Genomic DNA, 20,092 nt, shown 5'->3' with positions numbered 1-20,092 from the left:
CCGCCCAAGACACCCGAAGTGCGAGTACCGCGCCTCGTGGGGCTGATGGCCGTGGACGCGCGTACGTCGGCCGAGGCACGCGGCGTGCTGCTGGCCTCTCCCGACCGGCCCGACTTCCATCTCGCCGTCGTCGACTATGTCGTACGGCAGTACCCCCCGCCCGGCGTCGAGGTCCCGCGCGGGGCCGTCGTCACCGTGTGGTTCGACTTCGGGGAGGGAGAGGGCGGCGGAGGCGCCGGCGTTCGGGAACCGCGGCCACCGCGCCAACCGCGCGGCGGGATGCAACGGGAACTCGACGAGCCGGGAGGCCACTCCTACGCGGCATGCGCGAGCTTCGGCTCCCCTTGACGAAACCCCGCCTCAGCTCTCCTTGAACCCCCGGTGCAGAGCCACGACCCCGCCGGTCAGATTCCGCCACGCCACCTTCGACCAGCCGGCCTTCTGGAGCCGCTCGGCCAGCGCGGGCTGGTCGGGCCAGGCACGGATGGACTCGGCGAGGTAGACGTACGCGTCGGGGTTGGAGGACACCGCGCGGGCGACCGGCGGCAGGGCGCGCATCAGGTACTCGGTGTACACGGTCCGGAAGGGCGCCCAGGTCGGGTGCGAGAACTCGCAGATGACGACCCGGCCGCCGGGCTTGGTCACCCGGTACATCTCGCGCAGACCGGCGTCGAAGTCCTGCACATTGCGCAGGCCGAAGGAGATCGTGACGGCGTCGAAGGTGTCGTCCTTGAAGGGCAGCCTCGTCGCGTCACCGGCGGTCAGCGGCAGCCAGGGGTGCTTCTTCTTCCCGACCTGGAGCATGCCGAGGGAGAAGTCGCAGGGGACGACGTAGGCGCCGGTGCGGGCGAAGGGCAGGGAGGAGGTCGCCGTACCGGCGGCCAGGTCCAGGATCTTCTGCGCGGGGCGGGCGTCGACCGCCTTGGCGACCTCCTTGCGCCACACCCGGTCCTGGCCGAGCGAGAGCACGTCGTTCGTGAGGTCGTACCGTTCCGCGACGTCGTCGAACATCGAGGCGACTTCGTGCGGCTGCTTGTTCAGGGAAGCGCGGGTCACCCGGCCATTCTTGCAGTACGACCCCCAGCACCCCGCTCAGGGGAGGAGCCGCGGCTTCTTCTTTGCCGCCACATCCTCCACCCACCCGCACACCAGGACGAACCCGGCAATCAGCACCCAACCGACTCCGAACATGAACCACTGGCTCTCCAGCGGCAGATACGCCTCGAAGGCGGGCACCTTCCAGAACTGGTCGATCAGCGGGACGGCGAGGATCAGCGCGATCTCGTGCCAGAGGTAGATCGTCACGGCACGCGCGTTGAAGACCGTCACCAGCCGGTCGAGCCGCCTCAACCGCGTCAGCCCCGCGAAGTCGATCCGGAAGCGCGCCTTGGCCCACATCAGCAGCATCACGAACCCGGCCGACCAGAAGGCCTGCGCCAGCGGGATCTCGTCGAGGTCGTAGGTGCCGTACTCGCCTTGGTGCGTGAGGGCGTACCAGCCGCCGTAACCGAGTGCGACGAGCGACAGGAACACCACCGCCGCCGGTTTCATCCGCTGGAGCACGCCGTCGCGGTGCGCGAAGCCGAGGAGCCAGCAGAAGAGGTACGTCGACAGGTCCCACAGGGCGCTGCCGAGCCGGTTGTCCGGCCCGGCCCAGGCGAACTGCAGGACCACGATCGGGGCGAGGGAGCCCAGCAGGACGGGGATCGGCGCGAGCCGGAACACTTTCAGGAGGAGGGGGGACAGGAGGACGAACCAGAGGTACGTCCGCAGGTACCAGAGGATCTCGTATGCCTGGACGCCCCACTCGTTGCCGGGCGGGTCGCCGAGCGGGACGACCCAGTAGACGATCTGCCAGTCCGGCATCCAGCCGTGGATCAGCATCGCGACGACCACGAAGAAGCCCCAGAACCAGAAGGGCGGCAGCAGACGGCGCAGCCTGCCGCGAAGCACGTTCAGCGCGGGCCGCTCCAGGGACTTGGCCATCAAGGTGCCGGCCAGGCCGAACATGATGCCCATGGAGGGGAAGACCAGGCCGGCCCAGGCCCAGCCGAAGGTGTGGTAGGTCACGACCCTGATCAGGGCGACCGCGCGGAGGGTGTCGAAGTAGCGGTCCCGAACGGGCAGGGTCGCTACGGCGGTGACAGTCCCTCCGCGCCGGTGCGAGCCCACTCAGCCCACCCCCGCCGGTGTCCCGACCTCGCCGGTCCGCTTGAGCTTCTGCCAGCGCAGGCGGCCGCCGGTCAGGGCCGTGATGCAGGAGTGGATGAGGACGAGGTACATCATCTGCCGGTAGGCCAGTTGCTGGAGCGGCATCATCAGCAGGTAGCGGTACTTCTCGCGGTCGAGGCGGAAGGCGTACGCCGCGCAGACGAGCTGGACGGCCAGCACCGCGAGCCAGGCCAGCAGGGCCGCCCTGAAGTCGACGAAGATCATCGAGTAGACGGTGAAGACGTCGATGAGCGGCGCGAAGACCGGCGTGACGATCTGGAAGATGACCACGAGCGGCATCCCGACCCGCCCGAAGCGACCCGACGGCCCCTTGTCCGTCAGGGACTTCCGGTGCTTCCACAGGGCCTGCATGGTGCCGTAGGACCAGCGGTAGCGCTGAGACCAGAGCTGTTTCAAAGACCCCGGGGCCTCGGTCCACGCGCGCGCGTGCTCCTGGTAGACGACCCGCCAGCCCGCGCGGTGCATGGCGATGGTGATGTCGGTGTCCTCGGCAAGGGTGTCCTCGCTCATCCCGCCGACCTCGAGCACCGCGTCCCGGCGGAACGCGCCGATCGCGCCCGGGATCGTGGGCATGCAGCGCAGCAGGTCGTACATGCGCCGGTCGAGGTTGAAGCCCATCACGTACTCGATGTGCTGCCAGGCGCCGATGACGGTGTTGCGGTTGCCGACCTTGGCGTTGCCCGCGACCGCGCCCACCTGCGGATCGGCGAAGGGCTGCACCAGCTGCCGTACGGTGTCCGGCTCGAAGACGGTGTCGCCGTCCATCATCACGACGATGTCGTGACTGGCGCTGCGCACGCCGTTGTTCAGCGCCGCGGGTTTGCCGGCGTTCTCCTGGCGGATGACGCGGACGTTCCGCATACCCAGCGAGTCGGCAGCGGCCCGCGCGATCTCGGACGTGCCGTCGGTCGAGCCGTCGTCGACGACGATGATCTCGATCGGATGGGTGCTCTTCGCCAGTGACTGAAGGGTGTTGGCGATGCACTCCTTCTCGTTGTACGCCGGGACGACGACCGTGACCGGTCCGGTGACCGGCGGACCCCAGCTGAACCGGCGTCTGTTGCGCAGCCGGTAGTGGCGGCGGGCGAGGATCAGCATCATCCCGAACCGGCCCAGCACGGCCACGCCCACGACCAGCAGGCCGACCGACAGCGCCGGTACGGTCCACTCGGCGACGGCGACGGCCGCGATGAGGGCCTTGCCCTCGTAGAGGGTCGCGCCGGTGGCCTCGCGGTGAGCGCCCTGGAGGCCCGAGCCGCCGGGCCCCGCCGCGGGCCCCTGCTCCTGCATGACCCCGCTGATCGTCGTGAAGGTGTACCCCTTCGCCTTCATCTTCTCGATGTACTTCGGCAGCGCCTTGATCGTCTGCGAACGCTCACCACCGGCGTCGTGGAAGAGCACCGACGCGCCCTTGTTCTTCGCCGGCGTCGCCCACTTGACGATCTTCGAGACGCCCGGCCGCTTCCAGTCGTCGCTGTCGGTGTCGATGAAGACGCTGGTGTAGCCGTCCTCACCGAGCTCCTGGTAGACGGGCCAGCTGTAGTTGTCGATGGCGTCCGTCTCCGAGGAGTACGGCGCCCTGAACAGCGTGGTCGTGATGCCGGCCGCGCCCGCCAGCGCGAGCTGGGTCTGCGTCATCTCGCGGGTGACACGGGCGTCGCTCTGGTACGACAGGTCGACGTGGGTGAAGGTGTGGATGCCGACCTCGTTGCCCTGTGCGACCAGGTCCTTCACGATCCCGGGGTAGCGGGAGACCATCGAGCCGACCACGAAGAAGGTGGCCGGGATGTCGTACTCCTCGAGGATCGCGAGGACTTGGGGCGTCCAGGTCGGGTTGGGGCCGTCGTCGAAGGTGAGGGCGATGGTCTTGTCCGGCACCGAGACCGTGGTGGCCTGGCCGCCCCGGAAGGTGAGGATCGGGCCGCCGTCGAGGACCTTGTCGGGTACGTCGCTGGAGCTGGCCCCGCTGCGCACCCGCTGGTCGCCGCCGACCTCGGCGCGCAGATAGCCGTCCAGCAGCATGATGCTGGTCAGTGCGAGCAGGAGCAGCAGGGCGAGGATGACTCGCGGTTTCTGCAGCGCCGCGGCCTTGCCCGCCACCCGTTCCATCCGGGTGGGGGCGCGGCGACGGCCGCGTGGGGGCGTCGTCGTAGTCATGGAAGTGGCTGCGGTCCAGGTTCAGTTGGCGGTGTCCGCCACGGCGGACGCGGAAGCGGTGGGGGCGGACGCGGTGGGGGCGGGTGTGCCGGAAGGCGGGGCGGAGGGCGCGCCGCTGGGCGGGACCTGGCCGCCGACGCCGCCCTGCGGCTGCTCGCCGGGTGCGCCGCCCGGGCCGCCGCCCTGGGCGCTGTTGCCGAACGGCAGCAGCGTGGCCGGGTCGGCCGAGATGCCGATGCCCATGAAGGCCATCCCCAGGACGACCGCGTACCCGACGCAGCCGACGCCGACGGCGATGCCGATACGGCGCAGCGCCTTCGAGCGGCGCCCGGAGTTGTCAACGAAAACGGGCCCTTCGGCGGACCCGTTGCCGCGTTTGCGGCGGCGACCGCGCGTCGCGGCGCTGCTTTCGATGGCGGGGTCGGAATGCATTCCCTGGACATTAGGGTGGCTTTATGTGCCGAAGGCGCCGGAGTCATGTGAGGCGCCCATGAGAAACGCCTTAACCTGTCCTTTTGCTGAGAGATTCGGCCCTTTCGGCGACTTCCCGGGGTGGACCCGGTTCGGTGTGAGACATTCACGCAATGCGGAGTTTTTCGAAGGCGACGGCCGGGCTCGTCATTCTGTTTGCCCTGGCAACGAGTGGATGTACGGCAGATTCCGGAAACGCCAAGCGCACCGAAAGCCTTACCTCCTACGCCCCCTACGTCAGCGCCCTCACCGCCTCCGACAACGACACGGCCGGCTCCCCCACGACGTACAACCTGGCCTTCGTGATCGCGGACGGCAGCGACTGCACACCGAGTTGGAGCGGTGTGTACGGTCTCGACGACTCAAAGGTCGCGTCCCGGATCGCCGAGCTTCAGGCGTCCGGCGCCACGATTCGCGTCTCCTTCGGCGGGGCGTCCGGGGATGAGCTGGCGGCGCAGTGTGACAGTGCGGACGCGCTCGCGCAGGCCTATGGGGAGGCACTGGACGTGGCCGGCGCCACCCAGGCCGACTTCGACATCGAGGGTGACGAGCTGTCCGACTCCGACTCGGTGGACCTGCGCTCGGAGGCGATAGCCCAACTCCAGGAGGAGTGGAGTGACTTGGCGGTCACGTTCACCCTTCCGGTGATGCCGTCCGGTCTCGACGACGACAGCATCGCGCTGCTGGACTCCGCCAACAATCACGGCGTCCAGGTCTCCACGGTCAACCTCATGACGATGAACTACGGGGAGTCGTACGACGGTGACATGGGCGACTACGCCCTCACCTCGGCGAAGGCGGCGCATACGCAGCTTCGGGAGGTGTTCGGGACGTCCTCGGCGGCGGCCTGGCGGGGGATGGCGCTGACCTCGATGATCGGGGCGAACGACGTCGACGGGGAGACCTTCACGCTTCAGGATGCGGCGCAGGTGCGGGCGTTCGCGGAGGAGAAGGAGATCGGGTGGGTGTCGATGTGGTCGACGTTTCGGGATCAGGAATGTGCGGATGATGACGACTCGCTGACCACTTGCAGTGGCGTGGAACAGAGTGCGGGAGCGTTCGGGGAGGCGTTCTCGGGCTGAGTCGGCGTTCTAGCGCCGTCTGTGCACCAGGCGGCCCGCGCACACCGTCGCCATGCACTCGCCGTTCTCCGCGAACACCGCCAAGTCCGCCCTGCCCGACTCCCTGATCGCCGTCGGCCGGCTGTGCGGGAGGACGGCCACGTCGTTGCGCTGGGCGGCCTCGCGGAGTTCGGGTGTATCGACGTACGCCGAAAGGACCGCCACCGCCCCCAGCTTCAGCACCGCGTGAATGCGCTCGCGCGGGCTCGGGGCCTCCGGGAGCGCGCCCTCGTGCTCCAGCCCCGGCCCCAGCACCCCCGGCCACCGCCGTACCCGCGCGCCCGGGAACCGTTCCTCCAGCTCGGCCAGCACACCGACCGCGGCGACGCGCGTGCCCTCGACGGCCACCGCGCCGCCCTTGATCGGCTCGGAGTCCCAGGTGTACCGGAGCTCGTCCGCCGCGTGGATCGTGAGCATCTAGTTGGACGCGAGCAGCTTCAGCTCGGGGTGCGCCGTGCCGCCCTCGATCGCGGTCGAGGAGATGTGGGACATGACTCGCTCGTCGACGGGGTCGTTCGCCGGGTCGTCGTGGACCACGATGTGCTCGTACGTCGTCGTCCGCTGGGCCGGAACACGCCCCGACTTGCGGATCAGGTCGATGATCTCGAGACGGTTGGAGCGGTGCTTGGCGCCCGCGCTGGAGACGACGTTCTCCTCCAGCATGATCGAGCCGAGGTCGTCCGCGCCGTAGTGCAGGGAGAGTTGGCCGATCTCCTTGCCGGTGGTCAGCCAGGAGCCCTGGATGTGGGCGATGTTGTCCATGAAGAGCCGGGCGATGGCGATCATCCGCAGGTACTCGAAGAGCGTGGCCTGCGTGCGGCCCTTCAGGTGGTTGTTCTCGGGCTGGTAGGTGTACGGGATGAAGGCGCGGAAGCCGCCCGTGCGGTCCTGTACGTCGCGGATCATCCGCAGGTGCTCGATGCGCTCGGCGTTGGTCTCGCCGGTGCCCATCAGCATGGTGGAGGTGGATTCGACGCCCATCTTGTGGGCGGTCTCCATGATCTCCAGCCAGCGCTCGCCGGACTCCTTCAGCGGCGCGATGGCCTTGCGGGGGCGCTCGGGGAGCAGCTCCGCGCCGGCGCCCGCGAAGGAGTCGAGCCCTGCGGCGTGGATGCGCTGGATCGCCTCCTCGACCGACACCTTGGAGATCCGCGCCATGTGCTCGACCTCGGAAGCGCCCAGCGAGTGGATGACGAGCTGCGGGTACTCCTTCTTGATGGCCGCGAAGTGCTTCTCGTAGTACTCCACGCCGTAGTCCGGGTGGTGCCCGCCCTGGAACATGATCTGCGTTCCGCCCAGCTCGACCGTCTCCGCGCAGCGGCGCAGGATGTCGTCGAGATCGCGCGTCCAGCCCTTGTCCGTGGCCTTCGGCGGGGCGTAGAACGCACAGAACTTGCACGCCGTCACGCAGACGTTCGTGTAGTTGATGTTCCGCTCGATGATGTACGTCGCGATGTGCTCGGTACCCGCGTACCTGCGGCGCCTTACGGCGTCGGCGGCGGCGCCCAGCGCGTGCAGCGGGGCGTCGCGGTACAGGTCGAGCGCCTCGTCGGGCGTGATGCGTCCGCCCGCGGCGGCACGGTCGAGGACGGACTGAAGGTCGGCCTTCTCGGTCACCGGCGGTGTCCCTTTCGTCAAGGGTTGTGGACGGACTGATCCAGCGTACGCCAGCCCTTGCGAGGGCCCGACGTCAGGCCGCGTACGCCCCGATCAGCAGCCCGAGGAAGGCCCCTGCGATCAGGAACGGCCCGAACGGGATCGCCGTCTTGCGCCCCGCCTGCCGTACGACGACCAGGGCGCCGCCGTACAGCGCCCCGAGCAGGAAGCCGGCGAAGGTGCCGAGCATGACGGTGGACCAGCCGTACCAGCCGAGGACGGCGCCCATGCCGAGGGCCAGCTTGACGTCGCCGAAGCCCATGCCGGAGGGGTTGATCAGGAAGAGGACGAGATAACCGCCGCCGAGGGCGAGGGCGCCGTACAGGGCGGTCGGCCACTCCCCCGTGTGCTCGGGGACCAGGGCGACCACACCGAGCAGCGCGAGCGCGGCGGCCGCGAGCGGCAGGGTCAGGGCGTCCGGCAGCCGCTGCACCCGGAAGTCGACGACCGCGAGCAGCACGCCGAGGGGGCCGAGCAGGAGCCATACGCCCAGTTCGGGGCGGGTGCCGGTGGCCGCGGCGAGGGCGGCGCAGACGAGGGCGGTGGCGAGGGAGAGAGGGGCGACGCCGGAGCCGTACGGCTTCCTGCAGGTCGCGCACCGCGCGCGCCCCAGCCAGCCGCGTACCAAATGCCCCTGCGGGCAGCTGTCGCGCCAGGGCTCGCCGGACGGGGCGGAGAAGCGGTAGACGGCGCGGGGCAGGAACGCGCCCGCCGCCGCACCCCAGAGTGCGGCGGCGATCACCAGGAGCAGGTCGGTCATCCGGCCGCGACGGCACCGGAGCGCCAGTTGGGCAGCAGCTCGTCGAGCAGCGCCTCCGTGCGCGGCGGCAGACCGCGCGCCCCGCTGCGGGTGATGAGGTCGGCGGCGAGCGCCTGGAGCCGGGCGGTGTCGCCGGTGGCGTGGGTGGCGCGCAGCAGCTCGTGCCACAGGCGCTCGTCGGCGGGCGCGGAGTTCAGGGCCGCGGTGAGCGCCTCGATGGCCTTCTCCGCGCGGTCCTTCTCCAGGTGGAACGCGGACAGCGCGAGCCCGATGTCCGCGACCAGCAGCGGGAGTTGGGCGTCGATGATCTCGTGGGTGAGCCAGCGGTAACGGCCTTCGGGCCGGTCGGCGAGCAGCGGCCCGCGCACCAGCACCAGCGCGTCGGTGAGCAGCCGCCCCCGGACCTGACGGCTGTTGATGCCCCGCCCCTGGGTGGCCTCGTGGTACAGCGACCGCAGTACATCGAGATCGGATACGACGGACTTGGCGAGCGTGAGCCGGCCGGTGGAGTCGGTGCGCAGCCGGGCGCTGCCGTCCGGGTCGGTGCCGAGCCAGGCGTTGAGCCGCTCCAGCAGCGCGTCGCGTACGTCCTCGGTGACCCCGCGCGGCCACAGCGCAGAGGACAGCACGCGCGGGTGCACGCCCTCACGGTGCAACAGGAGCAGCGCGAGCGCCTCGTGGAGCAGGGCGCTGCGCTCGCCGTCCGGGGTGTCGAGGCCGATGATCTCGTACGGGCCGACGAGCCGGGCGTAGACCGCAGGCCGCCCCTGCTCGCTGATGTCGACGAGGAACGGCGGGGTGTTGGCGGGACCGTCGGGGTTCTGGTCGGGGTCGGCCTGCACGAACAGCTCGACGACGGCCTGCTGTTGGGCGGTCGGCAGAAGCTGCGCCTCCAACTCCAGCCCGAGCAGCGGGGCGAGCAGCTTGCCCTCGCCGGTGATCTCCATCTCCCAGGAGGCGCCGGGCAGATCGCCGGTCTCGGTGCCGACGAGGTAGCCGATGCCGAGCCGGCTGGCGTCGGAGGCGAGTTCGGCGAGCTTGACGGCGTCCTCGGCGGAGGGCTGCGCGGCGAGCAGGACGAGATGCGGGGCCCAACGGGTGTGCTGGGCGGGCCCGGTACGCCCGGTGAGCACGGAGTCGTGCCCGGCGGCCCCGAGCGCGCCGCGCCGCTGCCGGGTCTCGGCCTCCATGGTCTCGATGAGGTCGTCGATGCCGTCGAGGTGGCGGAGGCGGTTGGGGGCGAGGGGGGTGAGGTCCTGCCCGAATCCGACGAGCGTGATGGTCATGCGGTCGGACCACCCATTGGTGGCGAGTTCGGCGGCGACCGAGGCGAACACGGCGGCTCGATCGGCCTCACGACCGCTCAGCGACACGATCCCCGGCACGGACTCCAGGTTCAGCAGCAGCCGGGAGTCGTCCATGGTGCCGAGGCTGACGAGGCCGGGGTAGGGCGCGGCGGTGTCTCCGTCCTCGTACCGTTCGGCATCGCTGCGGGCCAGCATCCAGAAGGTCTGGTCCTGCCCGAGCTGCCATGGAGCGGGCGGCTTCCCGGCGGGCTGGGCGAGCTGCAGATGCAGATCGCCGTTGCTGAGCCAGGCGGCGTAGACGGTCGGCAGTGCGCGCGACTCCTCGGCGAGCGAGGCGGCGAGCCCACGCAGGGAACGGTCCAGCAGTCGTACGCCTTCGGGGTCGGCGCCGACGAGCAGCGCGTCCTGGGCGTCGGCGGCGTCACCGGTGGGCGTGGGCGGCTCCATACCGCGCCGCCCACCGACGGAACCGAGGGCCGACTGCCACATGGCCTGACGGCGCCGACGGCCGAGGGCGCCGAGGAGACCGGCGGCGAGGAGGGGGGCGGTGAGGAGGGCTTCGGGGAGGCCGAAGCTGCTTTCGGACTGCGCCTCGGTGGAGGGGGTGGCGGCAGGGGTGTTGTGGGGGGTCTGCTGCTGATGGCCGGTGTTCTGGTCGGGGGCGGGGCGCTGCTCGGGGAGGGAGACCTGGGATGCTCCTCCGCCGCTCCCCTGCGCGTGATCGCCACCGGTCTTGGCGTAGTCGTGGATCTGCTGCTGGACCTCAGGCGACACGTTGGGAGCCTCGTCCGGCATTTCAACGAGCTCCCCACCGCGCGCATCGCCCGGCATCTCCATGATCCAGCCGGGCCGGATGAGGCTGGCCTCGGACAGCTTGCTGCCGTCGGGCTGCACTCGGTCCTTGTTGAGCTGGTAGATCTCCTTGTACCGGCGGCCGTCGCCGAGGTGCCGTTCGGCGATCTCCCAGAGGGAGTCGTGGTGGCGACCCTCGGGCGGCTGGATCCGGTAGTACTTCGTGTCGCCGTCCTTGGCGGTACTCGGGGCCGCTTCCGCGTGGGAGGCCTGCTCGGCGAGGGCGGCGGCGGTGGAGGCGGCCTGCTCCTGCTGCTGGGCGAAGAGTCCACCGCCGGGGGTCTGCTGGGCGGCGGCGACGGTACCGCGCTGGTTGGTGTCCAGGCTCTGGCCGAGCTGCGAAAGCCCCGGGGTGAGGCTGGCGGCGGTGGCGCCGACGAGCAGCAGCGCGGCGACGAGCTGCCGGGCGAGAAGCTGGCTGGGCCCGGCGCCGGGTACGCGACCAGGAACCCCGACGCCCGACAGAGCGGCCTTCATCTCGACGATCACACAGGCGGTGAACTGGGCCCAGGCGAGCCAGACGAAGAAGGTGAGGATGCCGAGGAAGGTTCCGACGCTGAGCTCGTTGGTGAGCCACTCCTGCGGGTCCCACGTACTGGGCACCGGCCACCCCAGCTGCGTGGCCAGCGCGCCCGGCACCCCGACGACCAGCACCAGCAGCGCGACGAACGCGAGGAACGCCTTGACGAAGTCCCCGAACGAACGCCGGTGCACCCGCACGGGCTGCGGGGTCCGGTTCCGCGGGGTGTTCGGGCTTCCCGTCGGGCTTCCCGTCGAACTTGAGCGTCGCGGCATGGGAGGTGTCCTGGGGTTGTGTTCAGTGGGGTGGGGTGTGATGGGTCTGCTGAGCCTACAGAGATCTTATGGACTGCTCCGGGGGCCGTCGAAGGGCGGAGCGGAAGAGAACGGCGCGGGAGCCACGACCCGTCCGAAAAGCCCGAGTTGCCCTGCCGGAGTGCGGCGACTGGACCGGAGCCCCCACATTCCCCACACAATCCGTGTGATCCCGTAGGGTCACGCCCGCGTCGCCGGTTTCCACCTTGCCGACGAGAAAGTCCTTGAGCGCACACAGGAAGCCCCGCACATCGACCTCACGTGAGCCGGCGCCCTCCCTGGACCAGCACCCGAGCCAGCCCTTCCCGCGGGCACGGCGCCCCACCCTTACGCACACCCAAGTCGTCTGTTCTCCGTCGATGCCGACTTCGATCACGTCGGCGATCAAGTCGCGTGACTCGTCCACCAATACCGGAATGACATTCTCCACCTCGGAGGAGTCGAATCCACCGCAGCCTCAGCGAAGGCTTTCCTCCACGAATCGGCGGAGTTCGTCAAGGTTCATGGTGCGGCGGTCCGAGCCTTCGGTCACGGACCAGGAGCCGTCGGTCCACTTCACCCGCCACGCCTTGCCGTGCCGATTCTCGTATTCCACGAACGCCTCAGGTGTGTTTTCCAGTTGAGGGAGCTCGTTCAACAGGACGTGCGGGTAAGTAAGAGCACGCTCCGGGTTGGTGCTGCCGCCACCAGTACGTGGGTTGTCGAAACGCATCTTCAGGAAGGGCACAGACTCGCGGTCGATCTCCGCAGTGGGCAACATCTTGTGGTACCGAGCCTCCGCCTCCGGCAAGGTCTCGTGCCCGGAAAACTCACACGCGTACGCAGGAAAGACGATGTGGACGAACGGCGTGAGCTCGGGATTCTGCACCCGGTGATGGCCGTGCACCTCGGGAGCCGTGGCCGCAACGGAATCGAAGGTGTACCCAGGCGCGCTGAAGCCGTCCACGGACGTCAGACAGCGTCCCTCCGAGATCAGCTCCGACTCATGCTCGCGGGCGAAAGCGAGGACCGCACGGGCGAGAGCCTCATCATGCCTACGCACCTGATTGATCTGGAGGAGCCTGCTGCCGTCGCCGGTCAGGGCTCCGGCGAAATTCAGTACGGGATTGAGGCTCCACTTCCAGGCCCGGTCCAGACCTTCGAGCGGGGCAGCGTGGGGGAAACCCGTGATGGTGGACTGCAGATCCATGGTGCCTTCCGAGGTCGGTGCGGGCTGTGCGACTGGGTCCGTCAAGAGCAACGGTAGTTGTCACCGGTGTCCTGTCTGTACCTCGCGTCCATCAGTGCCCCTCCACGAGAGTTCTGGCTCTTGTCCATGGCTTCCATCTTGTTCGCGTCGTTGTAGAAGTCGTTGCGCGTCGCACGGTTGCTGTCGTAGCCCGTGGTGTTCCAGTGATCCACAACGGGCTGCCTGTGTTCGTACGTGACCGTCTCGTGGAACGGCTTGGAGCCGGGGTTCTTCGGATCCCAGATGATGTCACCCTTTGAGTCGAACCAGGTCAGCTTCTCCCTGGGGATGTTGTTGCCATGCTTGTCGACCGGTCGTTTGTCCTGCGCGACCCCTTCGAGCGTCCACTTCTTGGCCATTTCGTCATGCGTGGACTCCCGGTAGCCGGAGGGGTACTCGCTCTTCCTGTTGTGCGCCGTGTCGGGGGCGTCGGGATCGCGCGAGTACTGGCCGTTCTCCGGATCGCGATAGAGGCCGAGCGGGTCGATCCACCGGTACGGGTTGGGTACGTACGCGGTGTCGTTGGAAGCCGGTCCGAGGCCCAGGGGGTCTGCCGTCGTGTAGTGGCCGGTCTCGGGGTCGTAGTACCGGTGGTGGTTGTAGTGCCAGCCGGTCTCAGGGTCGGCGTACTGGCCCGGGAAGCGCAGGGGGCAGTCGACCCGGTCGCCGGTCCCGGCTACGCCGGTCGGAGTCGTCCGCAGTGGGAGGCCCCACAGAGTGGTGCGGTGCTGCCAGACCAGCTCGCCGTCCTCGGAGATGAGCTCGGCCGGGGCCCCGGACAGGTCGGTGACCACAGCATGGAAGCGAGTGTCTGCAATCGGGCCATCGGGGCTTCGGTCGACCTGCGTCAAGGGCAGGTGGGTACCGGGCGCATAGTCCCAGGTGGTGGTGTGCCCGCCGGAGGTGATCTGTTCAGCCAGCCGCGGACCGTCCCAAGTGAAGTGGGTCTCCTCGGCGACGGCGCCATCCTCGGCAAGGCGTTGCTTGGCCACCCTGCGGCCCGCCGGGTCGTATAGGTACCGCCAGCGCGTCCCTTCCGGCGTAACGGCGCCGGTCAGCTGACTCTGACTGTTCCAGTGGTACGTCCTGATTCGCTTCTGGCCATTGAGCAGCCGCCGCACCGATCGGACGATGCGCCCCTCGGCGTCCCGCTCATAGCGGGTCCGGCCGCATCGACGCAGCAGAGTCCCGGTGAACTCACGGTCCACGTCGTCGCTGCCGGTGACCGGGGTCGAGGCCTGGGACAAGTTGCCGACTGCGTCGTAGGCATAGGTCTCCGTCCACTCCGGCGCGTGAACGGCAGTGACCCGACCACCCGGGTCCAGGTCGAAACGGCGGGTACCGGTGGTGAGTTCGGCCAGTTCGGCCAGGCAACCATCAGCCCGGTACGCGTAGGTGCGGTGCTGGAGGAGCGTTTCGGCCCCCTCCGGATGGCGTGCCAAGGTCTGGGCGGTGAGGCGATTGGCGTCGTCCCAGGACTGCCCAAGGGTGACACCGTGAGTCAGGCTGCGGCCCGTCTCCCTGCCCGCGGCGTCGAACTGGAACGCAAGGCGGCGGCCGGCGGCCTCCAGGACCTCGGGGTGCCCCGACGCGTCGTACGACCAGGTCGAGACAATCCCGGAAGGGGTCCGGCGTTCGATGCGACGCCCAAGGGCGTCGTACCGGTACGTCGTGGTCCGTCCGTTGATGGTCTCGGAAAGAACACGGCCCACGGCGTCGAAGGTGCGCTTCACCTTGACGTCCGGTCCCTCTTCCTCAACGGGGTTCCCCTGTGAGTCGTAGCCGAGCAGAGTGGTTCGGCCGTCGTGTCGGAAGGAGGTCGTGCGGCCCAGCGCGTCCCTGCCGAACGAGACAGTCTCGCCGGCGCCGTTGGTGAACGATGTCAGCCCACCCATCGCATTCACGTCGTAGGTGAGTGTGCGGCCGTTGAAGTCCGTTTCCGCGATAACACGGTTCGCTCCGTCGTAGACGTAGTTCCAGGTCGCGCCCTGCGGGTTGGTCACTTGGACGAGGTTCAGCTCGGTGTCGTAGGTGAAGGTGAAGCGCGAGCCGTCCGGGCGAGTTCGGGCGGAGGCGAGGTGGAAGTGCGTGGGTTTGTAGGCGCTGGTCTGCCCGGCCTCGTCCGTGTACCGCACGAGGTTGCCCGCAGCGTCCCACTCGAACCGCTCGACGGCCCCGTCTCCAGCCTGGCGCCAGGAGATCCTGCCCTCGGTGGTCCAGCCGAGTCGCGTGGCACGACCCAACGCGTCGGTCACGGCGACCGGCCGACCGAACGCGTCGTACTCGGCCGTCGATGTGTTCCGACGCGGATTCGTGAGGGCGACCGGGAGGCCGACACTGTTACCGGCAGCCGTGTGCCGGTGGCCCAGGGCGTCCGTAACGCCGGTGAGGAACCCGGACGTGTCGTAGGTGTAGTAGGTCTCGGCGCCAAGCGGGTCACGGGTGGCGATCCGGTTGCCGCGTTCGTCATAGGAGTGCTGCCATACGGCTCCTTCCTGCTCCGTCACCGAGATGGGCAGGTGGAATTCGTTGTACTCCGCGGACGTGGCGGATCCGTCGGGACGTGTGACGCGCGTGACGTTGCCGACCTCGTCGTAGACATAGCGGAACGTGTGGTCAAGCGCGTCAGTCCGGGCGACGAGCCGGTCACGGTCGTCCCACTCGTTTTGGACTGTGGCGCCCAGCGGGTCCGTGGTCGACACCAGCTGGAGTCGGTCATTGTGGCGGTAGACCGTGGTACGGCCAAGGGAGTCGGTGTAGCGGGTGGCGCGGCTCTCTGTGTCGTATTCGATGGTGCAATTGAGGAAGCCGTCGGCGCCCTCGCCCCGGACGACACGGTCTTGGTCGTCGTATGTGTACCGGTACCAGGAGCCGATCCGGTCGGTCCACGACTCCACCCGGCCTGCCAAGTCGTAGCCGAATCTGTACGGCAGTCCGGTGGAGTCGCGTATCTCCGTGAGGTCCCCGGCCTCGTCGTAGCCGTACCGGAGAATGGTGGTTCCCGCGTCGGCCTCGCCGCTGCGCAATCTGAGCCCTACGACGCGGCCGTTGGCCGTGTCGACATGGACCTGGTACCCGCCGGAGTGGCGTACAGCCACGGGGCTGCCGTCGTGGGCCCGGTCGAAGTGGACGCGGTTGCCGTTGCGGTCGGATATCGCGGTCAGCGGCAGAGTGAACGCGGTATCCCGGCCGTTCTGCGGTGCCAGCGGCGCGAAGTGACGGGTCACTCCCGTCCTGGGGTCCGTGACCCGTAGCGCGCCCGGCTGCTCCTCGTCCCAGGTCAGCAGCCACCGGGGTCCTACCAGAGGCAGTACGGGGCCGTCCGCGCCCGGAACGGGATAGCAGAGGATCATTCCGTCCTCGGTGGCGAACAGCACTCCGTCCTCGTCGAGTTCCAGTCGCTCGTCGAAGGTGGAGGCCCATGACTCGCCGAACCAGTTGCCCCAGTGGTACGTGGAAAGGTGCGTACGGCGAAGAATCACGGGGAGCACACCCGGCAGTCCAACGTCGGTCTGCTCGATGAGCATCTCGCCGGAAACCATGTCGATCGGGTCGCCATTCTTGCAACGCCCCTTCGTCGGCTTGCTCTTCCCGACAGCGTCGTCTGCACCCCTGCGCAGCCCTTTGCCCAGCCCCCTGGCCATTCCCTTGAGGCCTGCCTTGCCGAGCGCCTTCGCGCCCATGGCGAGCTTGCCGAGGGTGGTGAGGCCCTTCATGCCGGGTATGCAGTCCAGCGCGGCGAACGCGACGTCCAATAGCCCGGCTTGGCCCTTGGAATACTTATAGAGCGAGTCGGCGAGAACGATGAGGCCGGCGACGATCACGATGGCGGCGAGGATGGGCCCACCGATGATCATCGCGATGACACCGACGACGGCCACGACGACCTTGCATACGGCGACGATCGTGTCCCAGTTGTCGACGAACCAGTCCCCGATGTCCTCCCACCACGACCGGTTCTGGATCCCCGCGTCGGAGGCCTCGTCGATCTTCGTCTTCGCGGTCCGAGCCGCCTCCTCGCGCATCTTGCGCGCGTCTTCGGCCATCTTCTTCGCCGCGTCCAACGCGCCCTGCGCATCAGCGACATCGCCGCGGGCGTTGGCCTGCGCGGTCTCCGCCTGCTGCACATCCCGGGTCGCGGCACGGACCTTCGCCTCGTCCGGCTTGTCAGCCGACTTGCTGCCGGTCGGGTCGTCCTTGTACTTGTCGGCTTCCTTACCAGCCCGCCCCACCCACGAATCAGCCGTAGACAGACGGGACTTGGCCGACGACAGATCCGACTGCGCCTCACGGCCCCTGGCCAGCGCACGGTCCGCCAACGCCTGCGCCCGCTCCAACTTCGGCCAGTAATCCGCCAGCGCATCGCCGCACAACTCGTACGACTTCTTCAGCTTCTTCAGATTCTTCGGGACATCGGCGAAGTCCTCCTTGAACACATCCGCCGACTTGCCCGCCCACTCAGCGAGAGCGCCCTCCCCCGCCATGCCCTTGACCAGACGCAACGCATCCGAGACATCGTCCGCGAAGTCATGCAGCTTCTTGGCCAGTTGCCGCACCTGCTGCGGATCCCCCGGCACCGGATCCTTGTCCAGGTCCAGGACATGCCAATCCGTGGGCCGATGCCCCGCCATACCGCAACCCCCGTCACGTACGCATCACCAACAACCGTATGCACACGTGAACATACAAGGCACAGCAGTTCGAGGCGAAGTTTCACCACACAATCCCCTACGGCCGCTCAGGGGCTCTCTACTCGCGCTTGATAGCGTCGTTGCCGCTTGCAGTCGACACCAGGGGGAACTCCGTGGCCCGCCGCACTCTGACCACCACCGCCGCGACGCTCGCCGCGACGCTATTGCTCTCCGCCTGCGGCGGGGGCGGCGATGACTCGTCGGATGACATCGAGGGGGCGGACAAGGGGTCGAGCAGTCCGTCGGCATCGGCGTCGGCTGCGGCGGATGTCGAGCGGCCGGATGTGAGTCTGCCGGGTGACCTGAAGCTGGTCTTCGACTTCGACAAGCCGTCGGACGCGGACGAGGCGGCGGCGCTGGATGACGCGGCGAACTACATCCGGGCGCTGAAGCACGGAATCGTCGCCCAGGATCCAAACGATGCGGCGTACCAGTTCTACTCCCGGGGCGGCGCGGCGAAGTACGCGAAGACTCAGATCGATGCGTGGGTCGACGGCGGCTGGACCGCCACCGGTGAGGACCGCTATTACGACGCCGTCACCAGCAAGTCCGACGACGCGAAGGCCGTGCTCGTCACCTTCTGCCGAAACCAGGCCAAGTCGTACAGCAAGAACATCGAAACCGGAAAGATCACTTACACAAAGGAAAGCCTCGACAGCTACCTGAAGTACCGCGTCCTCATGCAGCCGTCCGTCGACTCCCCCCAGGTCTGGCAGGCCCGCCAGATCGAGGTCGCGGGCAAGGCCAAGGAGTGCCAGCAGTGATGAGTCTTCGACGCACGGGACCGTGGACCGCGGCGCTGACCGCTGCCGCACTCCTCTGCTCCGCGGGCGTGGCCTTTGCCGATGACGTGCCCGGAGCGACGACCCCGGCTCAGCCCTCCGAGAAGCCGTCCGGCGGTGCAGACGGCCGTACCCTTCTCGCCTCTGTCTCCCAGTCCCGTATCCAGATCACCCATTCCGGCGGTGGAACCGAGCAGGGCTCGATGGACGAGCTGACCTCGGTCGACCCCAACTGGGAGCCGCCGGTGTGCTGGTACGAGCCGGTGTTCACGCCTCAGGCGCTCAAGTCCGCGGTCGAGGACCTGGAGAAGAACGGCGGCCTCGGCGCCGTGAACGCCCATGAGTGGTGGACGTCCGGCATCTTCGTCGACCACTACGACAAGGGCGAGGCACAGGACAACTTCGACCTCAACTCGCCGACGAACAGCACCGCCGAGGGCTACAAGAACTACAACATCGGCAAGGACGGCATGTTCTGGCGCAGCGTGGTCCGCAAGGGCCACGAGAGCGACATCAAGGCGTGGGACTGCGGCCGCATCATGTTCTGGCAGGACGCCGGCACGATCCCGGACGACGAGAACGCGCCGACGCCGGAGACGCTGGCGGCGTACGCGTACGACAAGATCCAAGTACCGAAGACCGACGTGGAGTTGAAGCCGGAGGCGAAGTCGACGGTCAACCTGCCGACGTGGGTCTGGCTGGACAAGGGCACGTTCAAGGAGGTCTCGGTCCGCGCCGAACTCCCCAACACGGGCCTGTGGGCGGAAACCACGGCCAAGCCGGTAGCCCTGCACCTGGAGCCGGGCACGGAGGACGCCGAGGTGTACCCCGCCTCCGGCGACTGCGAGATCAACGACGACGGCTCGATCGGTACGCCGTACAAGGCAGGCAACGCTGACAAGACCCCACCCTGCGGCATCCGCTACCTGCGCGCGACGAACGGCCAGCCGTACCAGCTGAAGGCCTCGATCACCTGGGAAATCTCCTGGGAGGGCACAGGCGGCACGAACGGCGACCTGCCGGACGGGACGTTCGAGACGACGCAGGACATGGCTGTGCAGGAGATTCAGGCGATCAATCGCTGAGAGGTTGGGGGCCGTCGACGAAGAGATCCTCGGCGGCCGCCGCTTGTACAGCCCGCTGCGCCCAGGCCTCCAGCTGGTCCAAGTCGGTACAGGCCTGCACCCGCTCCCGCACGGCGCCGGGCACCACGACGCCCCGCCAGTCCAGAATCTGCAGGACCATCTCCGCCTTGGCCTGGGCCCGGCCTTCTTCGCGGCCTTCTTCCCGGCCCTCTTCCCGGACCTTCTCGGCGACCTCGTGCCGGAAGAAGTAGTGCACTGTCATCATCAGCTCCTTCCATGTCTGCTTGGCCTCGACATCGACCAGGCATGACTCGACGAACTGCGCGAGCATTCCCGCGCTATCGGTATCAGTGGTCTCCAGCGCCGCCGCCAGCGGTTTCAGTATGGCAGCGGCGCCCCGGCCTTTTCCATGCGTCATCGCGGAGAACGCTGCGAGGAATACGTCCCGCTTGGCCTCGGCTTCACTCGTGATGAGCGGCACATTCTCGGGGCTCAACACGAGCGGCCGTACGGTGAGCGAGTGCCAGCCGGGCAGGCCCAGACGGATCGGCTGCGTCGCCCACCGGGCCGTGGCCCTGCTCTGCGTCAGGACGATCAGCACCGGCTCCCAGCGGTACTTCGCGTACAAATAGCTGAGGTAGTAGGCCCAACTGCTTCGCTTGTCGTCGTCCCTCTGCCCCTGGGACTCCACGACCAGCAGGTACGTCCCCTCATCCGTCTCGGCCCGTAACAACGTGTCCACCCGCCGTTCGACCGGTTCGATCTCCGTCAGATCCGCGTTGAGGACCGCGAAGTCGCGAGGCTCGGGGATCGGGATGTGCAGCACATGCTGAAGGGTGCGCGTGAAACCCGCCGGATCCTTCTGGCACATCTGGTGCAGACCCTCATGCGGTGAGCCGACCATCACTTCTCCTTT

General features: G+C 68.4%; 15 protein-coding genes. 4 read left to right on the top strand and 11 right to left on the bottom strand.

All coding sequences use genetic code 11. From position 1 onward, the window contains the following. The first annotated feature begins 18 nt into the window (after window positions 1–18). Window positions 19–348, top strand: a complete 330-nt coding sequence (locus OHT76_RS25375) for a PASTA domain-containing protein (RefSeq protein ID WP_328873170.1) — start codon at window positions 19–21, stop codon at window positions 346–348. 12 nt (window positions 349–360) lie between these two features. On the opposite strand, the gene OHT76_RS25370 is transcribed toward OHT76_RS25375, so the two are convergent. Genes OHT76_RS25370 through OHT76_RS25355 form a run of 4 tightly spaced genes read right to left on the bottom strand, consistent with a single transcriptional unit; the run spans window position 361 to window position 4,821 of the window. Continuing rightward, complete coding sequence (locus tag OHT76_RS25370) at window positions 361–1,056, bottom strand: demethylmenaquinone methyltransferase (protein WP_328873169.1); 696 nt, start codon at window positions 1,054–1,056, stop codon at window positions 361–363. Between the two features lie 36 nt (window positions 1,057–1,092). Continuing rightward, the gene (locus OHT76_RS25365; protein WP_328873168.1) at window positions 1,093–2,172 is read right to left on the bottom strand and encodes an acyltransferase family protein; all 1,080 of its coding nucleotides are present in this window, start codon (window positions 2,170–2,172) and stop codon (window positions 1,093–1,095) included. Beyond that, the gene (locus tag OHT76_RS25360; RefSeq protein ID WP_328873167.1) at window positions 2,173–4,389 is read right to left on the bottom strand and encodes a bifunctional polysaccharide deacetylase/glycosyltransferase family 2 protein; all 2,217 of its coding nucleotides are present in this window, start codon (window positions 4,387–4,389) and stop codon (window positions 2,173–2,175) included. It abuts the gene before it with no gap. Window positions 4,390–4,410: 21 nt separating this feature from the next. Beyond that, a complete protein-coding gene (locus OHT76_RS25355) occupies window positions 4,411–4,821 on the bottom strand; it encodes a hypothetical protein (protein WP_328873166.1) in 411 nt (136 codons plus the stop codon). A gap of 152 nt (window positions 4,822–4,973) precedes the next feature. Between OHT76_RS25355 and OHT76_RS25350 the strand changes: the two genes are divergently transcribed. Then, the gene (locus OHT76_RS25350) at window positions 4,974–5,942 is read left to right on the top strand and encodes a chitinase (protein ID WP_328873165.1); all 969 of its coding nucleotides are present in this window, start codon (window positions 4,974–4,976) and stop codon (window positions 5,940–5,942) included. A 9-nt stretch (window positions 5,943–5,951) separates the two neighbouring features. On the opposite strand, the gene OHT76_RS25345 is transcribed toward OHT76_RS25350, so the two are convergent. From OHT76_RS25345 to OHT76_RS25320, 6 genes are all read right to left on the bottom strand, one after another. Continuing rightward, window positions 5,952–6,398, bottom strand: a complete 447-nt coding sequence (locus OHT76_RS25345; RefSeq protein WP_328873164.1) for an imidazolonepropionase-like domain-containing protein — start codon at window positions 6,396–6,398, stop codon at window positions 5,952–5,954. Continuing rightward, on the bottom strand, window positions 6,399–7,598 hold the full coding sequence (gene mqnC / locus OHT76_RS25340) for a cyclic dehypoxanthinyl futalosine synthase (RefSeq protein ID WP_328873163.1): 1,200 nt from the start codon (window positions 7,596–7,598) through the stop codon (window positions 6,399–6,401). A gap of 73 nt (window positions 7,599–7,671) precedes the next feature. Further along, window positions 7,672–8,397 carry a prepilin peptidase gene (locus tag OHT76_RS25335; protein WP_328873162.1) on the bottom strand — a complete coding sequence of 242 codons (726 nt, stop codon included), beginning with the start codon at window positions 8,395–8,397 and terminating at the stop codon, window positions 7,672–7,674. Continuing rightward, entirely contained in the window at window positions 8,394–11,351 is a 2,958-nt protein-coding gene (locus OHT76_RS25330) for a BTAD domain-containing putative transcriptional regulator (RefSeq protein WP_328873161.1), read from the bottom strand. Before OHT76_RS25330 ends, OHT76_RS25335 begins: the two co-directional genes overlap by 4 nt. 496 nt (window positions 11,352–11,847) lie before the next feature. Beyond that, a complete protein-coding gene (locus OHT76_RS25325; protein ID WP_328873160.1) occupies window positions 11,848–12,579 on the bottom strand; it encodes a hypothetical protein in 732 nt (243 codons plus the stop codon). A 41-nt stretch (window positions 12,580–12,620) separates the two neighbouring features. Next, window positions 12,621–17,249 carry an RHS repeat-associated core domain-containing protein gene (locus OHT76_RS25320; RefSeq protein WP_328873159.1) on the bottom strand — a complete coding sequence of 1,543 codons (4,629 nt, stop codon included), beginning with the start codon at window positions 17,247–17,249 and terminating at the stop codon, window positions 12,621–12,623. A gap of 173 nt (window positions 17,250–17,422) precedes the next feature. Here OHT76_RS25320 and OHT76_RS25315 point away from each other — a divergent pair, with 173 nt between their 5' ends. Beyond that, complete coding sequence (locus OHT76_RS25315) at window positions 17,423–18,073, top strand: hypothetical protein (RefSeq protein ID WP_328873158.1); 651 nt, start codon at window positions 17,423–17,425, stop codon at window positions 18,071–18,073. Next, entirely contained in the window at window positions 18,073–19,176 is a 1,104-nt protein-coding gene (locus OHT76_RS25310; protein WP_328873157.1) for a hypothetical protein, read from the top strand. The genes OHT76_RS25315 and OHT76_RS25310 overlap by 1 nt, the downstream gene beginning before the upstream one ends. Here OHT76_RS25310 and OHT76_RS25305 read toward each other — a convergent pair. Beyond that, window positions 19,166–20,080 carry a hypothetical protein gene (locus OHT76_RS25305; RefSeq protein ID WP_328873156.1) on the bottom strand — a complete coding sequence of 305 codons (915 nt, stop codon included), beginning with the start codon at window positions 20,078–20,080 and terminating at the stop codon, window positions 19,166–19,168. The two genes, OHT76_RS25310 and OHT76_RS25305, sit on opposite strands and share 11 nt — an antisense overlap. Between the last annotated feature and the right edge of the window lie 12 nt (window positions 20,081–20,092).

Source organism: Streptomyces sp. NBC_00287, from assembly GCF_036173105.1.
In the GTDB taxonomy this organism is placed as follows: Bacteria; Actinomycetota; Actinomycetes; order Streptomycetales; family Streptomycetaceae; genus Streptomyces.
The sequence above is the reverse complement of the archived record's forward strand: the minus strand, read 5'-3'. Positions and strand labels throughout refer to the sequence as shown.